Source organism: Hyunsoonleella sp. J2K-J805 (genome assembly GCF_057167125.1).
This window is the reverse complement of sequence record NZ_CM169901.1, coordinates 512,879-537,686: the sequence shown is the minus strand read 5'-3', so window position 1 is coordinate 537,686 and position 24,808 is coordinate 512,879. Positions and strand designations below refer to the sequence as shown.

Genomic DNA, 24,808 nt, shown 5'->3' with positions numbered 1-24,808 from the left:
CAGGGTCTCATAGCTATATTAGAGTTTTATAGAGATTCCGAAACAAGTTCGGAATGACAAATAGTTTTATTTTTCTTCCAAAAGCGACTTAGCAAACTTCTTAAAACGCCAATTATGATGCGTTATAGCTTGTTTTAAATTATCTTTACAAGTATCATTACAAGCCTGTATTTGGTGCAAATATTGAAATGCATTTTGCCGGACTTCAAAACCGTATTTAGGACTCGTATAATCCGTCAATTCTTGAAAATAATTGCGTTTATTTTCTGCTTGAAAATCTTCTGTAATCAAAGCTAAAGTCAGCCATAAGATTCTCACATTCTTATTATTAAAACCAATGATGTCTTTGGTTTGGTTGAGGTATTTAACTCTATCCTGTGGAAAGTTTCGCCATAAGTTAAATAGCGCTGTTTCAATAGTAATATAAGATTTGTCGTTTAGTAACGATTCATAGCCTTCTTTTAAAGCTTCAGGAATATCGACTAAATTTTGAGCAATGGCTTGACGAACTTTGATGTCTTTAATGGCAAATGTAGATTTTGAAATACGATCTTTTACTTGAGCAACTATTCTAGCATTTCTAAAAGAATCATCTGAATTTATCATTAAAACTTTGCAAATCTCAGGATGGTTTTCGCAATCCAAAGGATAATAGCCTTTCGATAAATTTGAATCTTTTTTAGCTCCATCTGCGCTCTCTATGCTGTTTTTATGTAAAAAAAAGTACGGTTTTAAATCTTCAAAATGCAATTCTGGTGATTTCAACCACTTTTCAACAAACTCAGTCAAATCTTCTCCACTACTCTTTTCAACTTCAGAAATAAAATCATTGGTTTCTACATTTTTAAACTGATGCTTTTTCAAATAACGCTTAACAGCAGTTTTAAAAGCGGCATCACCAACTTTTTCTCGCAATATATGCAATACCCAACAGCCTTTTTTATAAAAGGTAGTACTGCTCGATTTTGGGTCCAGTAACGATGTGCTTTGTCCTGCTGTGTCTTGAGCAAATAATTCTTCGGCATATTCATAAAGTCGCCAATAGTAATAATCTTCACCAAAAATGTCTTTTTCAGCTAAAAGCGCATAATACGTAGCAAAACCTTCTTGAAGCCAATGGTGTGTGCCATGAGTTGCCGTTACCAAATTACCAAACCATTGGTGCGCCAATTCGTGGGCATTGGTATTCACAAAATTCTTATCTACAAAAGCTATAGAATCCACCACAAAAGCATCCGAATAAATATTCAAACTCGTATTCTCCATTCCAGCATACAAAAAGTCCTTTACAGGTACCATTTTATAATTTTGCCAAGGGTATGGTACTCCTATTTCTTCCTCTAAAAAATCAAACATGCGCTTGGTGTAACGATAGGTAGGTTCAAACTTTAGAAAATCTTCAGGATAATAATACATTTCTAAGGGCACGCCACTTTTGGAGTATTCTACTTTTTTATTGTATTTACCAATTGCTAAAGCAACTAAATAACTAGGCATTGGTTGTTGCATGTCGTAGTGCCATGTCATTGTGGAATCTTTGATTTCTTTATCTGTCAACTTACCGTTTGAAATGACTTCGTAGTGCTTATCAAATGTAATAGACAAATCGAACTCGATTTTTTCGTTCATATCGTCAATAGACGGTAGCCAATTACTTGTGTATTTACCCTGACCTTGGGTCCAGACCTGCCCTGAGCCTGTCAAAGGGTTCTCGACTGCGCTCGAACTGACACTGTCTTCCCAACCTATAAAATAGAGTGCTTTTTTGGGATTACATGTATAATCAAATTCAATATGATATTTTTTTCCTTTTTTAAAATCATCATAAATAACAATTTTATTATCGCTATTTTTAATATTGAAGCCCACATGATCAATATCAATATGTGTTCCAAATTCTATCAACTCAATATTAAAAAATTTTGAGTTGTTTGCATCTAAATAAATAGAATCTGCATCTTCTAAAATTTCAAACCTATATGAGATCTCGCCTTTCACTTGTTTTTGAGCAATGTCAAAATTTATATCTGCACTACATTTAAGAAAATCAACATAATCCGTCTGTTGCGCCAATAATAGATTGCCACAAAAACATAATAAAAAAAGGAATTGCTTCATACGGATAAAGCTATCAAAGATTACTCCAAAAACAAAATAGTAATAATTGAATTTTAAGAAAATACTGGGCTGCAATCAACCAATACTTGTCAACCTGAACTTGTTTCAGGTTCTCAAAAATTATTTAGAGTTCTTAATTGTAGATTCTGAAACAAGTTCAGAATGATAGCGGTTTTCTTAAAAACTATGAAACTCAATCAAATTAGCTTCATAATACTGGTCGCCCAACTTCGTTAAAAGGTTTCTAATCATATTACTATCGCCATTTACAGCAATAGCAGAGTAGCCAACAGCGTTTAGATGCCCTAAACGCAAATCTTTAATATTAATGTTTTTAGAAGCTAATGCGGATAATAATATCAATAACACACCAGGTGAATTGTTGTGTTTCGTTAAAATGACTTTTTCGCTTAGTGCCAAATTCAACTTTACACCATCCATTTCTAGCAAATACACACCTTTACTGTAGTAATTTGGCAGCACTTCGTTTTCCTTATAAGTCAAGCTTTTAAACAAACCACCATCGGTGCCCTTAATAAAATCTATAGCTGTGGCTATACTACCATTGGTAGGATCAACGGATAAAAAGGCTACAGCAGTACCATCATTATTAGACTTTAATCGCGCCGTTTCCACATTAATACCCTCAGATGCTAAGGTGTTAAATAAAGAAGAAATAACTCCCGGTTCATCCAAGTGTTCAGAAAACAGACCATTTACGATACGTTTAGTGTTTTTCGGAACCTCATTGGTAACCGTTATAGATTTACCCCATTTTCTTATTCTAATGGCGTTATAATCCCCCATACTGGTGGCAGTTCTATATAAATCTACAAACTCAGAAAACGAGCCACCAAAAGAAAAATCTGGAATGATGCGGCGTTGTGTATCGTCCAAACGCTGGTTCAACAATTCAATACCTTTATTTAGTACCGTATATTTTACCTTCAAATCGTGGTCGTCATAAATGGTGCGATTCTCAGGAATTAATTTAGAATAGCTTACGTAGCTTTCATAACCCGCTTGTTGAATATACTCTAAACTCTCTCTGTAATTTAATCCGTAGTATTTCACATGATGCGTATCAGTACCCACGCAAACCGGAATCTGTAATTCATTGGCATACCGCAATATACTTTGGGTTGGATACACGCCAACACCTTTGAACTCACCTGCCATATTCACATCAAGCGATAAATTTCTGTCGGCAATCAGTTCTAAAAGTGTTCTGAATTTATTGGCTAAAGGGTGATCGCTAGTTTCAAAATTCACCAAAGCTTTGGGCATATCCACATTTAGTTTTGGCAAGTCAATATGACCAATAATCTGAATCATATCCCCAAAACTCTCAATCATCTGGATCATTTCATTAAAATACCCATCCCAATACGCTTCTAAACTACCGCGAAGCTTTAATAACTCTTGCGCCTCTTCTTTAGAGCCATCATACGGCAAACCTTCGGGTGCAAAATGGACAGACCCAATCACATAATCAGCATCTTCTGCTTGAAAAATCTTAGAACGGCTCCATTGCAACCCCAAATCCGGTCCCATCCATTCCAACTCCACACCGTACTTTATGTTGATTTGCCCTTCGTACTTTTCGCGCAAATTTGCAATGCGCTTTGGGTAATTCAAATACGAACGGTTACCGCGAATAAACTTTACATTCGTCTCACGTTCAGCGATATACCTAAAGTTTGTCAATCTGGGAGAGTGAATAATAAACGTAATACTCGGGTTGCCAGCCTCAATCGCCTTATCTATAATATCCTCTAATTTATCAATCCCATGTTTTACATGATCTTGCTCCGTACCAGCATGTATACCGTGGGTTTCCCAAATAAAATCGTTAAGCTTTCTCATCAAATAATTCCGTTTGCACATTAAAGAAGCCAAATTTAACCATTCTAAGGAAAACAGATAATAAAGTTTAATCAAAAAAACATTCCTCGATGTTTTTTGGGGTATCCGCTGATATTGTCATTCCCGTGAAAACGGTAATCTAAATAAAGGAGTTTCTTTTTTATTTATTTGGGCGTTACCTTACGCTCATACCTACAAGGTTTTTCAGAAACCTTGCAGGATCGCTTCAGGTCGGGCTTGGAGTTTATCCTGAGCGTAGTCGAAGGGTTCCAAGTCCTCGCTCCCACCTGCGGGGTCGCTGTGGGCTTTCCACTGCAATCCCTAACGCAGGCGCACTTGCTAGTTTTTAGGTTATCCAAAACTTACCAGCATGTCAGTTCGAGTGATTTCGAAACATGAGAAATTGTATCGAGAACTTTAAAACTTCTAATTTTCGGCGCATTTGCTTAATTTCGCTCTATGTCTATTAATCTCCAAACACCAATCGATTACCTCAAGGGCGTTGGCCCCAATCGTGCCGATTTGCTGCGAAAGGAGCTTAATATTCATACCTATCAAGATGTTCTAAATTTATTCCCGAACCGGTACATCGATAAAACACGATTCTATAAGATTAACCAAATTCAAGACAATGGTGCTGAAATTCAAATTGTTGGAAAAATTACAGCATTCAAGGAAGTTGCCCAAAAACGAGGCAAACGTCTAGTAGCTACATTTCAAGATGATACAGGCACGATGGAATTGGTCTGGTTTCGCGGACAAAAATGGATAAGGGAAAGCTTAAAACTCAACACACCTTATGTCATTTTTGGCAAAACAAATCGGTTTGGTAGAACTTTTAGCATGCCGCATCCAGATATTGAAACGATAGATGAGCATAAAAAAAGTTTAAGTTCGGGAATTCAACCTATTTACCCTTCCACAGAAAAGTTAAGCAATAAAGGCATCAGCAATCGGGTAATTAGCAAAATTGTACAACAACTGTTTTTAGAAAGTAAAGGCAGATTTGCAGAAACACTCTCCGAATCTATGCTATCAGAATTAAAACTGATTTCGAAAGCCGAAGCATTATTAAATATCCATTTTCCGAAGAGTCAGGAGTTGTTAGCAAAAGCAAAGTTCCGATTAAAGTTTGAGGAACTCTTCTATATTCAACTGCAGTTAATTTTAAAGAACCTCATTCATAAATCAAAAATTAAAGGATTTCCCTTTGAAAAAGTGGGCGATTATTTTAACGACTTTTTTCAAAACCATTTACCTTTCCAACTCACCAATGCCCAAAAGCGTGTGTTAAAAGAAATTAGGGCAGATTTAGGAAGTAGTGCGCAAATGAACCGCTTGTTGCAAGGTGATGTGGGATCCGGGAAGACCATAGTGGCGTTCATGTCAATGCTCATCGCACTTGACAACGGTTTTCAAACATGTTTGATGGCTCCGACTGAAATTTTGTCAGTCCAACACTACTCTGGATTAATAAAATGGTGTAACAAATTGAATATCAGCATTTCATTACTAACTGGATCAACTAAAACTTCAATTCGAAAAGAAATTCATGCAAATCTTGAAAATGGTCAATTACAGATATTAGTCGGCACTCATGCCCTATTAGAAGACAAAGTTAAATTTGCAAATTTAGGACTTGCAATAATTGATGAACAGCACAGGTTCGGAGTCAAACAAAGAAGTAAACTTTGGAGAAAAAGCCCTCCTCGGTCCTCCCGAAGGGAGGAAGCCTCAGCAGTACGTAAAAAATATATGACTGCTCGTCCTTCTGTTTATAAATTGCTAAAGGAATTACAAATTGAAAATAAAAAGCACTCTACCGAGGCAGAACGTGCGCTGTGGGAATCTCTGCGAGGTAAAAAGTTGGATCATAAATTTAGACGACAACATATTATTGATGAGTTTATTGTTGATTTTGTGTGTTTGGATAAAAATTTAGCGATTGAAGTCGATGGTGGTTACCACACCACAATAGAACAAAAAGAAGCAGACGAACTTCGCACCAAAATCTTAAACGAAATAGGCTTCAAAATCATAAGATTCACCAATGAACAAGTATTAGGAGATATTGATAACGTATTAAATTATATAGAGAAAGAGTTGAAAAGCCTCCCCTCCGGGGAGGTTGGAGGGGCTTTTATCCCCCCACATATTCTCGTGATGACCGCAACACCAATTCCGCGGACTTTGGCCATGTCGGTTTACGGCGATTTAGATATTTCAGTCATTGATGAATTACCACCAGGACGAAAATTCATAAAAACAGTGCATCGTTATGACGCGAATCGTTTAAACGTATTTAAGTTTATGCGTGATGAAATAGCAAAAGGCAGACAGGTTTATATTGTTTATCCATTAATCCAAGAAAGTGAAGCCATGGATTATAAGGATTTAATGGATGGTTATGCAAGCATTGAGCGTGATTTTCCTAAACCGCAATATCAAATCTCCATTGTACATGGTAAAATGAAACCTGCCGATAAAGATTATGAAATGCAGCGTTTCATTAAAGGTGAAACGCAAATTATGGTGGCGACTACCGTTATTGAAGTTGGTGTAAATGTGCCCAATGCCTCTGTAATGATTATTGAAAGTGCAGAACGCTTTGGTTTATCGCAACTCCACCAATTACGCGGACGTGTAGGCCGTGGTGCAGAACAGAGTTACTGTATTTTAATGACCAGTCATAAACTAAGTAACGACAGTAAAACCCGTTTAGAAACCATGGTGCGCACCAATGATGGCTTTGAAATTGCCGAAGTAGATTTAAAACTCCGCGGACCGGGAGATATTATGGGCACACAACAAAGTGGTGTTTTAAATTTACGAATTGCAGATATTGTTAAGGACAAAGCCATTTTACAACAAGCAAGACATTCTGCACAAAAGGTATTGCGTGCTGACCCTTCTTTAAAAGCTACTGAAAACCAAGTGATTTTAAATACGTATGCGCAATTGGCTAAGTATAAGAATATTTGGAATTATATTTCTTAAATACTTTTCCCTTCTGTCATTCCTGCGCAGGCAGGAATCTTTTACTAAAAGCAGTAGATGATGACTTTATTATTGATTTTGTCAGAAAAAAAACCGTACTTCGTTTAGCTTCTGAAATAAGTCATTAAAACGACGCATATCCGAAAAAATTAGCAGTAATTAAAAAAAATCTCTTCATAATGAACGAATTCCTGTTCCCAGATAAAATTGATTGGCTGAAAAAAGATAAAAGGAATAGTGAATGGACAACAGTTTATAAACGTACAAGAAAGGAAAGTGATGAAGAAATATATTTGCAATTATTTTCCCCGAAAACCTAAAAAAAGTGTAAGCTTCCCTTCATTAGAACTGCTTAGTTTTCCAAAATTACATTATTTAATTTGTTTTTAATTCCTCTGGGGCTAGCCCCAGAGGAATTAAGCTTTGCATATTTCACTGGTGATATTTTCCCCAAGCTATCATGTGGTCTGTTATGGTTATAATCATCCATCCAGATTTGAGTTTGCTCACGTACTTGATGTAGGTCTTCAAAAATATATTTGTTTAAAACCCCACGCCTGTAAGAACCATTAAAGCGTTCTATAAATGCATTTTGTGTAGGTTTACCTGGTTGAATATACGTAAACTCTATTTCGTGCATTTGGCTCCAATCATTTGTGATATGCGCTATAAACTCTGGACCATTGTCCATCCGTATCCGTTGAGGCTTCCCTTTTTTATTAATTAAATGATTCAGTACCCAGACAATACGATTACTCGTCAATGAATAATCAACTTCTATGTGAAGTGCCTCTCTATTAAAATCATCAATGATATTGAATGCCCTGAAGCGTCTCTTGTTCTCTAAGACATCTGTTATAAAATCCATACTCCAAGTATGGTTCAGTTCATTTGGAACCTCTAAAGGCTCTTTAACCCTAGTAGGCAGACGTTTCTTAACCTTTCTTCGCAATGGAAGCCCCAATGCTACATAAACACGATGCACTCTTTTGTGATTCCAAGGTTTACCTTCCTCTCTTAAGCGATCATAGGCCTTCCAAAACCCCTCTTCTGAGTGATCTTTTGCTTTTTGTTGCAAAGCCTGTTCTATAGCCGTATCGTCCTTGGGCAATGGCTTGTAGTAATAGACACTCTTACTCATCCCTAAGACACGGCACGCCCTGCTAATGCCGTAATGAATAAGTTCTTTGGTAATTGCTCTTTTACGACAGGGCTTTATAGCTTTTTTTCAATAATCTCCTTAGCCATTTGATGATCAAGTGCCAGAGTAGCATACATCTGCTTGAGCTTGCGGTTTTCTTCTTCAAGCTCCTTGAGCCTTTTGAGTTCCTTAGAATTCATTCCTGCATATTTGGAACGCCACTTGTAAAAAGCTGCAGAACTCACACCGTGTTCACGGCTAATTTCATCGACACTTTTACCATTGTCGAACTCTTTTAAAATCTTTGCAATCTGTTGCGGTGAAAATTTACTTCTTCTCATAATTACTGTTTAAAGTTAAAACTATTTTTATACTTTTAAACAGTTCGGTTTTATGGGAAGCTTACATCGGGCGAGATAAAATCTTTATTTTCTTTAGTCATTCCAAATAGTAAAAGTGATTTTTTGAGTTTCTCGCGTTCTGTAAAAAGCAATTTTAACTGCTGTATTTCTTTCTCTGGAATACTTGAAAGTTTAAGCTTGTCTATATTCCTAATACTATAAAATGCAATATCACCTGCGTCAGACTTATCACTCTTACCTCGTGATATACCCTTGGATCGCTTAATCTCTACTGTTGGAACAATCCAATAATCAAAATTGTTATCAAAACAAAAGCAGCTTAATGGAAAGGTATAAACCCCTGTATTTTCAAAACAGAATAAGGTGTTCTCAAAATCAACACCGCCCTGTTTTAACCTAAGACGCATACCCTTTAAACCTTTAGCATTATTAGCAACAACAAAATGATCTTTTTGGCTGATGTCATTCTTATTAACCATAACAACATCTAGTTTTAATTTTGAAATGTCAATACCTACGTGAAACAAATAATTTTTCATAATTTTAACCTTAAGTAAATTAAAAATGTTGAACTTCTTTAGAACCTTTATTAGAGCTTTTATCTACTATTCTATTTGAAGCAATTCAACGGATATTCAAACCGAAAACAGAGGACTGATACGCGCGCTAAGTCTATCTTAGTTAGGGATATAGTTCACCTCTGTTTTCTTTTGAATAAAGGTAACTTTTACTCTGAATACAAACTAAAGGTTAGGGATTGTAGCGGCATCCTTTTTAAAACTTTGAATAGATAAATTTCACAAAGAAATTACGTGTTTGAGATTGCCACGACGTACCTCCTCGCAATGACGTATTTTTTAAAAAGATATGGCCCTTCGACTCCGCTCAGGATAAACTACAAGCCCGACCCGAGGAAGAATTTTCCATGAATCGTTCTAAAGTTTCTTCGAGGGTAACGCCCAAATAAATCTAAAACAATGCTGTCATTCAGAAGGCTATTGAAATCAAAATATATTTTGGTTGAAAATACATAAACGAAGTTTACGACTGAAGAATCTTTTACTCATAAACAGAGATTCTTCGCTTTCGCTCTGAATGACAAACAAAAAAAGCGACCACACTTCGAGAACCTCAGTGAACAGTCGCTTTTTTAATTTCTAAATGGTGGTTGAATTACTTCTTCCCGTCCATTTTATCTTTAAGAGCTTGTAAAGCATCGTTAGCATCACCTAAAGTTGGTTTCGCTTCTGCAGCTTGTGAAGCTTGCTTTTTAGCAGCAGCTTTTACATTTGCAGCTTCCTCAGCTTTGTGGATAGCAGCATGAGAGGCTACTACACGCTTAAACTCTTTGTTAAATTCAATAATCTTGAATTCTGCCTCTTCACCTTTTTTGAGCTTAGAACCGTCTTCTTTCTCTAAGTGACGTTGTGGCACGAAAGCAACGATATCTTCGTTAAATTCTATTGTAGCTCCTTTGTCAACTATCTCAGTAATAGCAGCGGTATGCGTAGTGTTTAAAGCAAATTCAGTTTCATACTTATCCCAAGGATTTTCAGTAGTTTGCTTGTGTCCTAAACTTAGTTTACGTCCTTCAACGTCTAACTCAAGTACAATAACATCTAACTTGTCTCCTACGGCACAAAACTCTGATGGGTGCTTGATTTTCTTAGTCCAAGATAAATCAGAGATATAAATTAATCCGTCGATACCTTCTTCTAATTCAACAAATACACCAAAGTTTGTAAAGTTACGTACAATACCTGTGTGCTTAGAACCTAATGGGTATTTTGCCGTAATATCTGTCCATGGATCTGGAGTTAATTGCTTGATACCAAGAGACATTTTACGGTCTTCTCTATCTAAAGTCAAAATTTGAGCTTCAATCTCGTCTCCTACAGAAACGAAATCCTGCGCAGAACGCAAATGTGTAGACCAAGACATTTCAGAAACGTGGATTAAACCTTCAACACCATCAGCAACCTCGATAAATGCACCGTAATCTGCAATGACTACCACTTTACCTTTTACTTTATCACCTATTTTAACCTCTTCTCCAAGAGCTTCCCATGGGTGCTTGCTTAATTGCTTAAGACCTAATTGGATTCTAGATTTATCTTCATCAAAATCAAGAATTACAACATTTAATTTCTGATCTAATTCTACAATCTCGTTTGGATGGTTGATTCTAGACCAAGATAAATCTGTAATGTGCACTAATCCGTCAACACCACCAAGATCAATAAATACACCGTAAGATGTGATATTTTTCACAACACCCTCCAATACTTGACCTTTTTCTAATTGACCAATGATTTCTTTCTTTTGCTCCTCGATATCAGCCTCAATAAGTGCCTTATGAGAAACTACTACGTTTTTAAATTCGTGGTTGATTTTTACAACCTTAAATTCCATAGTTTTATTTACGTACTGATCGTAATCTCTAATTGGTTTAACATCAATTTGAGAACCTGGTAAGAAGGCTTCGATACCGAATACATCTACAATCATACCACCTTTAGTTCTACATTTTACAAAACCGTTAACGATTTCACCAGTTTCGTGAGCTTTATTTACCCTGTCCCAAGCCTTAATTACACGGGCCTTACGGTGAGATAATACTAATTGTCCTGTTGCATCTTCACGCACATCAATTAATACTTCTACCTTATCCCCTACTTTTAAGTCTGGATTGTAGCGAAATTCATTTAAAGAAATTACACCTTCAGATTTTGCATTGATATCGATAATCGCATCTCTATCTGTGATGTGTATTACTGTACCTTCAACAACCTCGTCGTCTAAAGTGTCAACAAAATTTTCTGCTACTAATTTTTCAAATTCTTCAAGTTGTTTGTCATCTACCTCATCAATACCTTCTTGGTAATTGTGCCAATTGAACTCTTTTAAGAATTTTTCAGGATTTGCTTGAGCTTCTGATACTACAGGAGCCTCAGCGGTTTGTGCTTCAGTTGCTTCAACCTCTGCTTGTTTTGCTTTTTCAGCCATTTAATAAAATCTGCGAATCGTTGCTAAGATTTCCACTTTTACGGAAACGCCACCTCATCGCGTTTGTATTCTGTATGTTTCGAAAAGTTAACCGCTTAACACACAGAAGTGTTATAAAATTGTTTTTCTCGTTCCCTTTTATCTTTTCGATACTGCGCTAAAAAGGAGTGCAAAAATATACATTTTCAGATAATTAGCCTAATTCAGACTTAAAAAAATAAGTGTGACTTGTAAGTAGTTTTGGCGTCTTAAATTTAGATGAAGATATAGAAGTATAATTAGCGCATTAGAAAGAATTATTTATTATATTGTTCATCCGAAAATTAATTATCTAAAAACAATAAATCATGGTAAGAGCTAAATATCAAGCGGTTTTAGAATTAGGAGAATCGCTGAACATCCAAAATGGAGATGTTAAAGAAGAAAACGGACAGCTACAAGTAACTGGTACTGCAAGTACACCTTACGAAAAAGACCTACTTTGGGATAAGATTAAAGAAATAGGTGGTGAAAACCCAGCAGATATTATGGCAGACATAAAGGTTGCAGATGAGAGTGTATACCATCGTCACACTGTAAAGAGTGGAGAAACGCTAGGAAAAATAGCCATTCAGTATTATGGAAAAGCATCAAAATATCAAGATATCTTTAAAGCGAATTCTGATATTTTAAAGAATCCTGATTTAATTCATCCAGACCAGGAATTGATTATTCCGAATTTGTAAAATTCTCAGAAATAAAATTTAAAGGGCATTTTTTTAAAAAGTGTCCTTTTTTTTATTCCATGCCTTCCATGGTAATTTTGGCTAGTTGCAGTACTTTTTCGAATTGCTCATCAAGTGATAAATTAGAATTGTCAATTTCAATGGCGTCTTCAGCTTTTATCAAAGGAGAATCTTTTCGGGTGGTGTCTATATGATCGCGTTCTGTAACGTTTTTTAAAACGTCCTCATAAGTTATCTTATCGCCACGCTCCAAGAGTTCGTTATATCTACGTTTTGCACGTTTTTCAGAAGAGGCCGTCATAAAAATTTTGAGTGCAGCATTAGGGAATACCACCGTTCCAATATCTCGCCCATCCATCACTACACCTTTATCCTCACCCAGCCTTTTTTGAATAGCTACTAATTTTTGCCGTACTTCGGGAACTGCCGCAATAGTACTTACAAAACCAGACACTTCCAAAGTGCGGATTTTAGATTCTACATTTTCTCCATTCAAATACACCTCGGCATACCCTAGGTCCTCATTAAACTGAAACGTTAATTCAATGTTTTCTAATTGATAGATTAGGGCTTCTTTATTAAAATCATCTTCAGAAATCAATCCGTTTTGAATGGCATAAAGCGTAACTGCCCTGTACATTGCACCAGAATCTACATATACATAGCCTAATTCTTTTGCAATTTGTTTTGCGACTGTACTCTTACCTGTTGAAGAGTAACCGTCTATGGCAATGGTGATTTTATTCATTATGCGAGTTTCAAGTGGCTAAAGTACTTAATGTGGGCTAAAGTTAAAAGCATGGTAACTTTAAATACGTTTTGCTTGAGGCTAAAGACGCTTATACTACTGTAAGTCAATTTGTAATCCGAAAAAATTAGAATTAGCAGCACTAGTGTATTTTGCATGCGTATAACTAAAGCGCATTTTATTAAGTTTTATTGAAAAACCTGCCGAAAGCCCTGAAAAATTGCGTTGGTCTACAATACGCAATTCTTCAGAACGACGAAAATTATAGCCTAATCTGATATTAAAACCACCTTCGGGAAACAGTTCAGCCCCAAGTATGGTGTGCCTTATTAATTGCCCAACAAAACCAATTTTTTCCTGCGTCTGATTTCCTGACAAATCGCTCGTAACTCTTGCAGGGTTTGGTCGTGCAATTGGCCAATCTTGAAGATTTTCAAAAGTAATGTGCCATCTTATGGGGACGTGCTCCAGACGTTGAGATAAGCCTACCCCAACCTCAAAAGGTAATGGTTCATTTAGTCCTGCATAGGTTGTGATTTGAGAACCTAAATTCCTAACCACTAGCGCCGCATGAAAATCGAGATCTTCATCAATGTATAACAATCCTAAATCTACCGCAGCCCCAAAAGAGTTATATTGCTCTAATTTTGAGGTGATTAATTTTAAACTTGTTCCGAAATAAAAATCTGAATACCCTATTTGCAGCGCATAACCAACCGATAAAGCCGTTTCACTTCCCGTAAATGCCCCGGTAAAAACGTTGTTTTCGTCATAGCCATCAAACGACCCGTAATTAATATAAGTAATGCCGCCATGTATGGTTTGGGTTCGTCTATCTATGGTGTATGCGTATGATGCTGTACCATAACCTATATCTCCCAAATAGCTGGTATAATTTAATGCTAGCTGGTTATCCATTTCAACATTTATAGTTGCCGGATTAAATAAGCCTTGGGTTACATCATAATCTACGTTAGTAAATACCTTTCCCCCCAAAGCAGCTTGTCGTGGAGATGATACTAAGTTTAAAAACTGATAAGTGCTTTCGCCTCCTACCTGCGAAAACCCAAGCGAAGCGCTCAACAAACAAAAAAAAGCGATAATTTTCCTTAGCATATTTACGGCACAAAGTAAAGGAATCTATCTTAAAACGGTAGTATGTGCCTTTTATTTTTTTTAAGTAAATTTTCTACTTAATATACAGCTTTTGGCCAATACCAATAGTATTGTTCTTTAATCCATTTAGGCGTTTTATTTGCTCTACCGAAACATTAGTTTTTTTTGATATATAATACAGTGTTTGTCCTTTCTTTACAATCCAGATATTATCAATAACTTCTTTTTCAAGCTTATCAAAGTTTCTTATGCGAAGTTTTTGACCTGGAGCTATAAGTGTAGTCTGTAAGTTATTTGCCTTTTTTAACTCATTTAATGATGAGCCGTATTGTTCCGCGAGTTGCAATAGCGTTTCGCCTTTTTTTACAAAATGAAAATCTTTTTTATCCTTAGACAAGTGCTCATTTTGCTCTGATGGTCTTATGGTATCGGCACCTTTAGTGTTTTCTACAATAAACTCACCCGTGGATAAATTCAGTTTTGCCGGTTTACCATTTAAAAGCACATCCTTATAAATTACTTTTTTTGTTTGAGCGCTTAAAGATAAACTTAGTAACAAGCCTCCAAATGCCAATAATACTTTATAATTTTTTCGCATGCTTTACTTTTTGATTTGTAATTGCTATATCTATGACATCACTCATATCTGTAACATAATGAAACGTTAAGCCTTTAAGGTATTCTGGTTTAATTTCCTCAATATCCCGTCTGTTATCTTCACAAAGTAAAATTTCCTTTATCCTAGCGCGTTTCGCCGCAAGGATTTTTTCTTTAATACCACCTACAGGCAAAACCTTTCCGCGAAGGGTAATCTCTCCAGTCATGGCGAAACTTTTTTTAACTTTCTTTTGCGTGAATAAAGATACTAAAGATGTTAACATAGTTACACCTGCACTTGGGCCATCTTTGGGTGTTGCTCCTTCGGGAACATGAATGTGCACGTTGTACTTATCAAAAACTTCTGGATTGATTCCAAAATTATCAGCGTTGGATTTTATGAATTCCATAGCAATGGTAGCGGATTCCTTCATTACCTTACCAAGGTTTCCAGTAATGCTTAACGTTCCTTTACCTTTCGATAAAATAGATTCTATAAATAGAATATCACCACCAACGCTTGTCCATGCTAAACCAGTAACAACTCCAGCTACATTATTGTTTTCATATTTATCCCGTTCTAGTTTTGGTCCTCCCAACACCTCAACAATATCTTCATTCGTTACTTTAATATTGTAATCTTCTTCCATAGCTATATTTTTGGCTGCAAAACGCACCATTTTAGCTATTTGTTTTTCTAAACCGCGCACTCCAGATTCCCTTGTATAACCTTCAACAATCTTTTCTAACTGGGGTTTCCCTATCTTTAAATGTGATGCATCTAAACCATGCTCTTTTAATTGCTTTGGCAATAAATGACGCTTTGCAATCTCAACCTTTTCTTCAATGGTATATCCCGTTACATTTATGATTTCCATGCGATCTCTTAGTGCAGGTTGAATCGTAGCTAAACTATTGGAAGTAGCTATAAACATCACTTTAGAAAGGTCGTATCCCATTTCAAGAAAGTTATCATAAAACTCGCTGTTTTGCTCAGGATCTAAAACTTCTAACATTGCAGAAGATGGGTCGCCTTGGTGCGAGTTTGATAGTTTATCAATTTCATCCAAAACAAAAACAGGGTTTGATGTTCCAGCTTTTTTCAAACTCTGGATAATACGCCCTGGCATTGCACCAATATACGTTTTACGATGTCCGCGAATTTCGGCTTCATCGCGTAAACCTCCCAAAGACATACGCACATATTCTCTACCCAAAGCCTCAGCGATGGATTTACCTAACGATGTTTTACCAACACCAGGAGGGCCGTATAAACACAGGATAGGCGACTTCATATCATTACGCAATTTTAAAACCGCTAGATATTCTATAATTCTTCGTTTTACATCATCTAAACCGTAGTGGTCTCTATCTAGTATTTTCTTTGCGCGTTTTAGATCGAATAAATCCTTGCTGAATTCATTCCAAGGCAAATCTAAAAACAACTCTAAATAATTGCGTTGTATAGAATATTCTGAAACTTGCGGATTCATGCGCTGTAGTTTCCCAACTTCTTTTTCAAAATGCTTCGCTACTTTTTCATCCCAAATTTTCTCTTTGGACTTAGCAATCATCTCGTCAATTTCGGCATCATGACTCACACCACCTAATTCTTCCTGAATGGTTTTCATTTGCTGGTGCAAGAAGTATTCGCGCTGTTGTTGGCTCATATCCATCTGAACTTTAGATTGGATATCGTTTTTAAGTGCTAGCTTCTGAAACTCAACATTCATATACTTTAAAGTAGCCAAGGCGCGACTCTTCAAGTCATTATTCTCTAATAGCTCTTGCTTTTCAGACACTGAGAGATTCATGTTTGAGGACACAAAATTTACTAAAAACGAATTGCTTTCAATATTTTTTATAGCAAAAGATGCCTCACTTGGAATATTAGGACTTTCCTTGATAATTTCTAAAGCTAAATCCTTTATAGAATCTATTATTGCCGTAAACTCTTTATTTTTTTGTGCTGGTTTAGCTTCTGGTAAATCCTTTATGGTTGCTGTTATATAAGGTTTCTCTGAAACAACTTGTTCTACCTTGAAGCGTTTTTTACCCTGAATGATAACCGTAACATTGCCATCGGGCATTTTTAAAACTCTTAGAATACGAGCTACCGTACCAGTGTTGTATATATCCTTCCCAGTTGGGTTTTCTACAGTTTCATCTTTTTGGGCTACCACACCTACAACTTTGCTCCCTTTATTAGCATCGTTTATAAGCTTTATAGAAGTATCTCTACCTGCGGTAATAGGAATAACTACTCCGGGAAACAACACTGTGTTTCGCAATGATAAAATGGGAAGAGACGCTGGTAGTTCTTCATTATTTATGGCTTCTTCATCCTCTGGCGTCATTAAGGGAATTAATTCTGAGTTCTCATCAAATTCCTGTAATGACAAACTGTCAAATGTTATAAAATTAGATTTCTTCATATAGATATTTAGGTCATTCTGTCATTAATACAGCTTTCACCTTTTTTCAAATTCATTATACATAATTGAAAACAACTGTAAATCAAATACTTAATATCAAATCAATTGTTGCATTATACTATTAAATTCAATAGTTATGCCAATAAGATATATGAACAACTAGATTTTTCCCAATTTCTGCAAAATAAAAAGTACAACTATAGGTATGGCTAATAGAGCAACCATTAATAAATTGGTTTGTAGCAGCGAAGGCACTAAAATTAAGGTAATAAAGTAGCCGCCAACAGCACCACCAAAATGTGCATCATGACCAATATTTCCAATACGCTTCTTCATGCCATAAATTGAATATAACAGATACCCAATTCCTAGAACAAAACCTGGAATTCCTAGATCTACATCACCTATTCGTGAAGGCAAAAACAAAAAGTAATAATCCCTCTCGGGTCTTAACAATATTGCAGAATACAAAATACCCGTAACTGCGCCGCTAGCACCAACAGCACTGTAATGATATTCATTTTTATGAAAGTATAGCGACAATAGGTTACCAGCAATTAGGCTGCCAATATAAACCACAAAAAAGTAAAACTTACCAATATCAAAAATTACCAAATCGGAGAATAGATACAACGCAAACATGTTAAAGAACAAATGCGTGGTGTCAGCATGCAAAAATCCTGAACTAAACATTCTAACCTGCTCGCCACGGCGAATGGCACCAACGTTAAACTTATACTTTTCAAAAAAGCTAAAGTCATTAAACCCCTTATAGGATACTATAACATTTGCAGCAATAAGTACTATTGTAATAACCTCTAAATTCCCCATGTGATAGAAACGTTTAAAATCAAATTAACATATCTTTGCGCCTACAAAGCTAAAACTTATAAATGCATTTTCTAGCCTATATTCTGGTTTATCCTCTTTTATATGTTATATCCATCCTTCCCTTTAGAATGCTATATGCGGTATCTGACGGTTTGTACATCCTAATATATCGGGTGTTTGGGTATCGCAAAAAAGTTGTAAAAAGCAATCTAAACTTGGTGTTTCCAGAGAAGTCTGATACAGAAATAAAAACTATAACCAAGGTGTTTTATCATCATTTATGTGATATGATAGTGGAATCCATCAAATCGTTAACTATTAGCACAGATGAAATGCGTAAGCGATTTACTTTCACTAATGTTGAACTTATACAAAACATCGAATCACAAGATAAAAGTATCATTTTGATGTGCGCCCATTATGGAAGCTGGGAATGGATTTTCATTCTTCAAACGTATGTGAAATCCAGAGGAAATGCAGTTTACAAACCATTAGCGAATAAATATTTTGACAGATTAGTTAAACGCATAAGAGCGAAGTATAATAGCTATTTGGTTGCTACTAAAGAAATTATCCCAACACTAATTCAAGAAAAAAGAGAAGGAGTTATGTCAATTAATGGGTTTGTGTCAGACCAATCTCCTAAGCTTGATAAGGCTTTCCATTGGAATAAATTTATGGGCGTGAACGTGCCCGTGCATACCGGCGCAGAAATGCTAGCAAAAAAACTAGATATGGCTGTGGTATTCTTTAAAGTGAAAAAAGAAAAACGTGGCTATTACGAAACCACATTTAAAACTATTACGCTAACACCAAAAGAATTTGAAGATTATCAAATAACAGATATTTTCCTAAAATTGGTTGAGGATCAAATACGTGAGGCACCAGAATACTATTTGTGGACGCATAAGAGGTGGAAGCATAAAGATAAAGCACCTAAACAAGACGTTTAGATGCTTTTAAACTTTTTTAACGATTTAAGATTTTAAGCGTTTGTTATGGCATCAATCTCTTCAATAAATTTATCTGCTAAATCATCTGCTTCTTCCTGAGATTTTGCTTCGGTATAAATTCTAATAATAGGTTCGGTATTACTTTTGCGTAAATGTACCCAACTTTCAGAAAAGTCAATTTTCACACCATCAATTGTGGTTAATTGTTCGTTTTGGTAACGGTTTTCCATAGCTTTTAAAATACCATCAACATCCAAGTCCGGAGTTAACTGTATTTTCTTTTTGCTCATAAAATAGTTGGGGTAAGTTTTTCGTAATTCGCTTACTTTCATGCCCTTCTCAGCTAGTAAACTTAAAAATAAAGCAATACCAACTAGAGCATCACGACCATAATGCAATTCTGGATAAATAATACCGCCATTGCCTTCCCCACCAATCACTACTTTGTTTTTCTTCATAAGCTTAACCACGTTTACTTCACCTACTGCTGAAGCTTCATACATCCCGCCATGTTTTTCGGTAACGTCCCTTAAAGCCCTTGTAGAACTCATATTGCTCACCGTATTCCCGGGTGTATGGCTTAACACATAATCTGCACAAGCCACTAAAGTATATTCTTCACCAAACATCTCGCCATTTTCGTCCATAAACGCTAAACGATCCACATCAGGGTCTACCACAATACCAAAATCTGCGTTGTGCTTTTTCACGGCATCAGATAAATCAGTTAAATGTTCTTTTAATGGCTCAGGATTGTGTGGAAAATGTCCGTTAGGTTCACAATAGAGTTTTATAACGTGAACACCTAATCGCTCCAACAACAAAGGAATCACTATTCCTCCAGTAGAATTAACACCATCAACCACCACTTTAAAACGCTCTTTCTCTATGGCTTCTACATTCACTAATGGTAAATCTAAAACCTCAATAATATGCAAATCAAAATAGGCCTTGTTCTTTGTGATTTTTCCAAGGCTATCAACATCAGCAAATGTTATATCACTGCTTTCGGCGAATTTTAAAATTTTCTCACCTTCAACGGCATCTAAAAACTCTCCTTTTTCATTTAGAAGCTTTAAAGCGTTCCACTGTTTTGGATTATGGCTGGCGGTTAAAATAATACCTCCATCAGCATGCTCCATAGGTACAGCAACTTCAACCGTGGGTGTTGTAGATAAACCCAAATCTACAACATGAATTCCCTGACCTACCAAAGTCTGCATCACTAAACTTTGAATCATTTTTCCAGAAATCCTGGCATCCCGTCCTACCACAACCTTGTAGTTTTCCTTTTTACGGTTTTGTTTTAACCATGCACCATAGGCAGCTGCAAATTTTACCGCATCAATGGGCGTAAGGTTTTCACCAACTTTACCGCCAATGGTTCCGCGGATTCCTGAAATAGATTTTATTAGTGTCATATCGTTATTTTCAATTTTGGCACAAATATACAGTTTCAAAATCGTATTTGTAAAACTGGAATTTGTAAATTTCACGAATGAACTACTTAGCGCATATTTATTTGTCTGGAGAAAATGATTTGATCACCATTGGAAATTTTATGGCTGATGGCATTAAAGGGAATCGCTATAAAAAATACCCTCGCGATATTCAAATAGGTATTATGTTGCACCGTCACATCGATACATTTACCGATGCCCATGATACTGTGCGAAAGAGCACGAAACGCCTACACGAAAAGTATGGACATTATTCAGGAATAATTGTAGATATTCTTTATGATCATTTTTTAGCAAAAAACTGGGATAAATATTGTAATATCCCATTACATATCTATGTTGAGCGCTTTTATAATTCGTTAAATGATAACTTTGAAATTTTACCACCAAGAATTCAAAAAATGACACCCTACATGATTGCTGATAATTGGTTGGTAAGTTATGCTTATATTGATGGTATTTCTAGAGTTTTGAATGGTATGAATAGAAGGACAAAATTTCGTTCTGGTATGGACAAAGCAATAAATGAACTTGAAAAATTTTATACTGAATTTGAAGATGAATTCACTATGTTTTTCGAGGAATTAGTAACTTTTTCTACAAAAAAACGCTTATTTTTAGAAAAGGAACTCTAAATTATGAAACGCATTTTTCATGGACAAACTCCCCAGAACTAGGTATAATATCGATGTAAGTTAACATCTATCGAATATATTTCTATTATTTCGGTTAAAACAAAGGTATTTAATACTTTAGACCCGTAGAAGCCTCAATCTACTTTAAACAATGAAACTAAAAAAACCAATAAAGCTCATACTTGGAGTTGTTATTTTTTTAACGCTTCCAAGCCTTCTTTTTTTCGGTTTTATCTATTTTAAAAACCATCAGGACTTACCTTATGGCACCGAGGGAAAACCCGCTGACGATTTAGCCACCAAAATGCTAGTGGCATTAAATTACGAAGCCTACGCAAGTACAGATTATATTGAATGGACCTTTAAAAACAGGCGCCATTACGAATGGGAAAAAACCAAGGGGATTTGTGATGTGTTTTGGAAAGAATATAAAATTAGGCTTGACTTAAAAGATCACTCTGAAAGTAAGGCCTACGTGCATGGATTTACCATTGAAGGCGACATGGGAGAAGAATTGGTTGAAAAAGCACTTAACTATTTTAACAATGATGTTTTTTGGTTAATCGCACCATTTCAGGTATTTGACGAAGGTGTTACAAGAAAGCTCGTTGCATTTCCTGACAATAAAAATGGCCTTTTGGTTACTTACAATGACAATGCCTCGTACTTATGGCATTTTGATACTTATGGAAAGCCCAATAGTTTTAATATGTGGGACTCAAAAACACCAATTGATGGCCTATCGGCTACATGGAGCGATTGGCAAATTGCAGAAACTGGTATAAAACTCCCAACCTTTCATAAAATCCTATATTTTGGAATGGAGATATCCGATATCAAAACCGACTGATTCAGTTGAATTACCCAGTACAATCTAAATCATAGTTTTAACGCTTTTATAACATCAACTCCCTTTTATTTTTAAACTCAAAAAACGTAACTTCGCAAATCTGTCTCATAACGGGCAGAATTTAGTTGCTATGACTGAGTTTGAAGAAAAAATTGAGGTAAAAGGTGCACGCGTTCACAATCTGAAAAATATAGATGTCTCCATACCTAGAGAAAAGCTGGTGGTGATTACTGGGTTATCAGGAAGTGGGAAATCATCATTGGCCTTTGACACTATTTATGCGGAAGGACAACGAAGATACATTGAAACATTTTCTGCTTACGCAAGACAATTTTTAGGAGGGCTTGAACGTCCTGATGTTGATAAAATTGATGGCTTATCACCAGTGATTGCCATAGAACAAAAAACCACTAATAAATCGCCACGCTCTACCGTAGGAACAGTTACGGAGATTTACGATTTTATGCGTTTATTGTTTGCTCGTGCCAGTGATGCATACAGCTACAACACTGGCGATAAAATGGTAAGTTATAGTGATGAGCAAATCAAAGCACTTATTTTAAAAGATTTTAAAAGTAAGCGCATCAATATTCTCGCTCCTGTGGTGCGTTCTAGAAAAGGACATTACCGAGAGCTTTTTGAGCAAATTGCAAAACAAGGATTTGTTAAGGTAAGAACCGATAGTGAGATTAGAGACCTTGCAAAGGGCATGAAGCTAGACCGCTACAAAACCCATGATATTGAAATAGTAATTGACCGATTGGTTGTTAACCAAGAGGTAGATAACGACAAAAGGCTCTCTGAAAGTATCAATACAGCCATGTATCATGGTGATGATGTTTTGATGGTGATTGATCAAGATACAGATGAAGCGCGCTATTTTAGTAGAAATTTAATGTGTCCGTCCTCAGGAATATCATACCCAAACCCAGAGCCTAACAACTTTTCATTTAATTCCCCAAAAGGTGCTTGCCCTAATTGCAATGGTATCGGAGAGTTGTATCAGGTTAATGAGAAAAAGATTATTCCTGATGATTCTTTATCAATTAAAAATGGAGCATTAGCGCCGCACGGGCCAGAAAAGAAAAGTTGGATCTTTAAACAGTTTGAAACTATTGCACAACGTTTCAATTTTAAGCTTACCGATGCATTCAAGGATATTCCTAAAGAGGCTAAACAAGTAATACTTTATGGAGGTAATGAAAAATTTTCAGTTGAAAGTAAAACATTAGGGGTTACTCGTGATTATAAAATAGACTTTGAAGGTGTTGCCAACTTCATTGAAAATCAATACAAAACGGCAGATTCTACGTCTTTAAAACGTTGGGCAAAAGGGTATATGGACAAAATAAAATGCCCTGTTTGTGAAGGCTCAAGATTAAAGAAGGAGTCCTTGTACTTTAAAATCAACGGCAAAAACATAGCAGAACTTGCTAATACAGACATAATTGAGCTCACAGAATGGTTTAACGATTTACATAATCACCTGTCAAGCACACAACATAAAATAGCCGAAGAAGTCCTTAAGGAAATAAAAGCCCGCTTACAATTTTTACTAGATGTTGGTTTGGATTATTTGTCACTAAACAGAAGCTCAAAATCACTCTCTGGTGGAGAGGCGCAACGTATTAGGCTTGCTACACAAATAGGATCGCAACTGGTTGGTGTGCTCTACATCTTAGATGAGCCGAGTATTGGCCTGCACCAAAGGGATAATCAAAAGCTTATTAATTCATTGGTTGCACTGAGAGATATAGGTAATTCAGTAATTGTTGTTGAGCATGACAAAGACATGATTGAACGTGCAGATTATGTTGTGGATATTGGCCCTAAAGCTGGTAAATATGGTGGCGAAATTATTAGTATTGGAAATCCTGAAGAATTGAAGTCTCATAATACGCTTACCGCTGATTATTTGAATGGCACTAAAGAAATTGAAGTGCCAAAAACCAGGCGCAAAGGCAATGGGAAATTCCTGGAGTTAAATGGATGCTCTGGCAATAATTTAAAAAATGTATCAGTAAAATTTCCGTTAGCAAAAATGATTGGGGTAACCGGTGTTTCGGGTAGTGGAAAATCTACTTTAATCAATGAAACACTCTACCCTATTTTAAATGCATATTATTTTAACGGTGTAAAAAAACCAATGCCTTATAAGGACATTAAAGGTTTAAAACACATTGATAAAGTTATTGATATTAATCAATCGCCCATTGGTAGAACTCCAAGAAGTAATCCCGCTACGTATACCAAAACATTTGATGAAATAAGAAGTCTATTCGCCAAAGTTCCTGAGGCAATGATAAGGGGCTACAAACCTGGTAGATTTAGTTTTAATGTTGCTGGCGGTCGATGCGAAACTTGCAAAGGAGGGGGTTTAAGAGTTATTGAAATGAATTTTCTTCCCGATGTTTATGTAGAATGTGAAACCTGCCAAGGCAAACGTTTCAATAGAGAAACCTTGGAAATTCGCTATAAGGGCAAAAATATTAGTGATGTTTTGGATATGACCATTAATGAAGCAGTTTCATTCTTTGAGCATGTTCCGAAAATATTCAAGAAACTAAAAACCATACAAGATGTTGGCTTAGGCTACATCACTTTAGGGCAACAAAGTACTACATTGTCTGGTGGAGAAGCCCAACGCATTAAGCTGGCTACAGAATTGAGCAAAAGAGATACGGGAAACACATTCTATATTTTAGACGAACCCACAACTGGACTGCATTTTGAAGACATCAGAGTATTAATGCTTGTATTGAATAAATTGGTAGACAAAGGCAATACAGTGCTTATTATTGAGCATAATCTAGATGTTATAAAAACGGTAGACCATATTATTGACATAGGATACGAGGGCGGTAAAGGCGGAGGACAAATAGTTGCAGAGGGCACTCCTGAAACAATCATTAAAGACAAAAAAAGTTACACCGCTAAATTTTTAGAGAAAGAACTTAATTAAGATTTT

General features: G+C 36.0%; 18 protein-coding genes. 7 read left to right on the top strand and 11 right to left on the bottom strand.

The genetic code is table 11. The annotated features are described in order from the left end of the window. Window positions 1–66: 66 nt before the first annotated feature. The gene (locus tag AC1B0Z_RS02410) at window positions 67–2,118 is read right to left on the bottom strand and encodes a M1 family metallopeptidase (protein ID WP_483793954.1); all 2,052 of its coding nucleotides are present in this window, start codon (window positions 2,116–2,118) and stop codon (window positions 67–69) included. A gap of 177 nt (window positions 2,119–2,295) precedes the next feature. Continuing rightward, entirely contained in the window at window positions 2,296–3,984 is a 1,689-nt protein-coding gene (locus AC1B0Z_RS02405) for a histidinol-phosphatase HisJ family protein (RefSeq protein WP_483793953.1), read from the bottom strand. A 459-nt stretch (window positions 3,985–4,443) separates the two neighbouring features. Here AC1B0Z_RS02405 and AC1B0Z_RS02400 point away from each other — a divergent pair, with 459 nt between their 5' ends. Together AC1B0Z_RS02400 and AC1B0Z_RS02395 are read left to right on the top strand one after the other, a co-directional pair. Next, complete coding sequence (locus AC1B0Z_RS02400; protein ID WP_483793952.1) at window positions 4,444–6,981, top strand: DUF559 domain-containing protein; 2,538 nt, start codon at window positions 4,444–4,446, stop codon at window positions 6,979–6,981. Window positions 6,982–7,160: 179 nt separating this feature from the next. Beyond that, a complete protein-coding gene (locus tag AC1B0Z_RS02395; RefSeq protein WP_483793951.1) occupies window positions 7,161–7,301 on the top strand; it encodes a hypothetical protein in 141 nt (46 codons plus the stop codon). A 32-nt stretch (window positions 7,302–7,333) separates the two neighbouring features. Here AC1B0Z_RS02395 and AC1B0Z_RS02390 read toward each other — a convergent pair. The 3 genes from AC1B0Z_RS02390 to rpsA all read right to left on the bottom strand — a co-directional run bounded on the left by AC1B0Z_RS02390 (window position 7,334) and on the right by rpsA (window position 11,490). After that, window positions 7,334–8,463 (bottom strand): IS3 family transposase gene (locus tag AC1B0Z_RS02390; RefSeq protein ID WP_483793950.1). Its coding sequence is split into 2 segments (ribosomal slippage): window positions 7,334–8,202 and window positions 8,202–8,463, totalling 1,131 coding nucleotides; the frame shifts between segments, so codons are not numbered across the junction. A gap of 50 nt (window positions 8,464–8,513) precedes the next feature. Further along, the gene (locus tag AC1B0Z_RS02385; RefSeq protein WP_483793949.1) at window positions 8,514–9,023 is read right to left on the bottom strand and encodes an IS110 family transposase; all 510 of its coding nucleotides are present in this window, start codon (window positions 9,021–9,023) and stop codon (window positions 8,514–8,516) included. Between the two features lie 634 nt (window positions 9,024–9,657). Then, window positions 9,658–11,490 carry a 30S ribosomal protein S1 gene (gene rpsA, locus AC1B0Z_RS02380; RefSeq protein ID WP_483793948.1) on the bottom strand — a complete coding sequence of 611 codons (1,833 nt, stop codon included), beginning with the start codon at window positions 11,488–11,490 and terminating at the stop codon, window positions 9,658–9,660. A gap of 347 nt (window positions 11,491–11,837) precedes the next feature. Here rpsA and AC1B0Z_RS02375 point away from each other — a divergent pair, with 347 nt between their 5' ends. After that, entirely contained in the window at window positions 11,838–12,215 is a 378-nt protein-coding gene (locus tag AC1B0Z_RS02375; RefSeq protein ID WP_483793947.1) for a LysM peptidoglycan-binding domain-containing protein, read from the top strand. Between the two features lie 52 nt (window positions 12,216–12,267). Here the strand turns inward: AC1B0Z_RS02375 and cmk are convergent, their stop codons facing one another. The 5 genes from cmk to AC1B0Z_RS02350 all read right to left on the bottom strand — a co-directional run bounded on the left by cmk (window position 12,268) and on the right by AC1B0Z_RS02350 (window position 17,942). Beyond that, window positions 12,268–12,963 (bottom strand): (d)CMP kinase, encoded by a 696-nt coding sequence (gene cmk / locus AC1B0Z_RS02370; protein ID WP_483793946.1) that lies wholly within the window; start codon window positions 12,961–12,963, stop codon window positions 12,268–12,270. Between the two features lie 96 nt (window positions 12,964–13,059). After that, window positions 13,060–14,079 carry a type IX secretion system protein PorQ gene (gene porQ / locus AC1B0Z_RS02365; protein WP_483793945.1) on the bottom strand — a complete coding sequence of 340 codons (1,020 nt, stop codon included), beginning with the start codon at window positions 14,077–14,079 and terminating at the stop codon, window positions 13,060–13,062. Window positions 14,080–14,152: 73 nt separating this feature from the next. After that, window positions 14,153–14,677, bottom strand: coding sequence for a LysM peptidoglycan-binding domain-containing protein (locus AC1B0Z_RS02360; protein ID WP_483793944.1), 525 nt, complete (start codon window positions 14,675–14,677; stop codon window positions 14,153–14,155). Beyond that, window positions 14,661–17,111 carry an endopeptidase La gene (gene lon, locus AC1B0Z_RS02355; RefSeq protein ID WP_483793943.1) on the bottom strand — a complete coding sequence of 817 codons (2,451 nt, stop codon included), beginning with the start codon at window positions 17,109–17,111 and terminating at the stop codon, window positions 14,661–14,663. Before lon ends, AC1B0Z_RS02360 begins: the two co-directional genes overlap by 17 nt. A 159-nt stretch (window positions 17,112–17,270) precedes the next feature. Then, complete coding sequence (locus tag AC1B0Z_RS02350) at window positions 17,271–17,942, bottom strand: rhomboid family intramembrane serine protease (RefSeq protein WP_483793942.1); 672 nt, start codon at window positions 17,940–17,942, stop codon at window positions 17,271–17,273. 62 nt (window positions 17,943–18,004) lie between these two features. Between AC1B0Z_RS02350 and AC1B0Z_RS02345 the strand changes: the two genes are divergently transcribed. After that, complete coding sequence (locus AC1B0Z_RS02345; protein ID WP_483793941.1) at window positions 18,005–18,895, top strand: lysophospholipid acyltransferase family protein; 891 nt, start codon at window positions 18,005–18,007, stop codon at window positions 18,893–18,895. A 32-nt stretch (window positions 18,896–18,927) separates the two neighbouring features. On the opposite strand, the gene glmM is transcribed toward AC1B0Z_RS02345, so the two are convergent. Beyond that, a complete protein-coding gene (gene glmM, locus AC1B0Z_RS02340; RefSeq protein WP_483793940.1) occupies window positions 18,928–20,316 on the bottom strand; it encodes a phosphoglucosamine mutase in 1,389 nt (462 codons plus the stop codon). A gap of 77 nt (window positions 20,317–20,393) precedes the next feature. Between glmM and AC1B0Z_RS02335 the strand changes: the two genes are divergently transcribed. The 3 genes from AC1B0Z_RS02335 to uvrA all read left to right on the top strand — a co-directional run bounded on the left by AC1B0Z_RS02335 (window position 20,394) and on the right by uvrA (window position 24,802). Beyond that, window positions 20,394–20,990 (top strand): acyl carrier protein phosphodiesterase, encoded by a 597-nt coding sequence (locus tag AC1B0Z_RS02335; RefSeq protein WP_483793939.1) that lies wholly within the window; start codon window positions 20,394–20,396, stop codon window positions 20,988–20,990. Window positions 20,991–21,141: 151 nt separating this feature from the next. Beyond that, entirely contained in the window at window positions 21,142–21,840 is a 699-nt protein-coding gene (locus tag AC1B0Z_RS02330) for a hypothetical protein (protein WP_483793938.1), read from the top strand. Between the two features lie 130 nt (window positions 21,841–21,970). Beyond that, on the top strand, window positions 21,971–24,802 hold the full coding sequence (gene uvrA / locus AC1B0Z_RS02325; protein WP_483793937.1) for an excinuclease ABC subunit UvrA: 2,832 nt from the start codon (window positions 21,971–21,973) through the stop codon (window positions 24,800–24,802). Window positions 24,803–24,808: the final 6 nt, after the last annotated feature.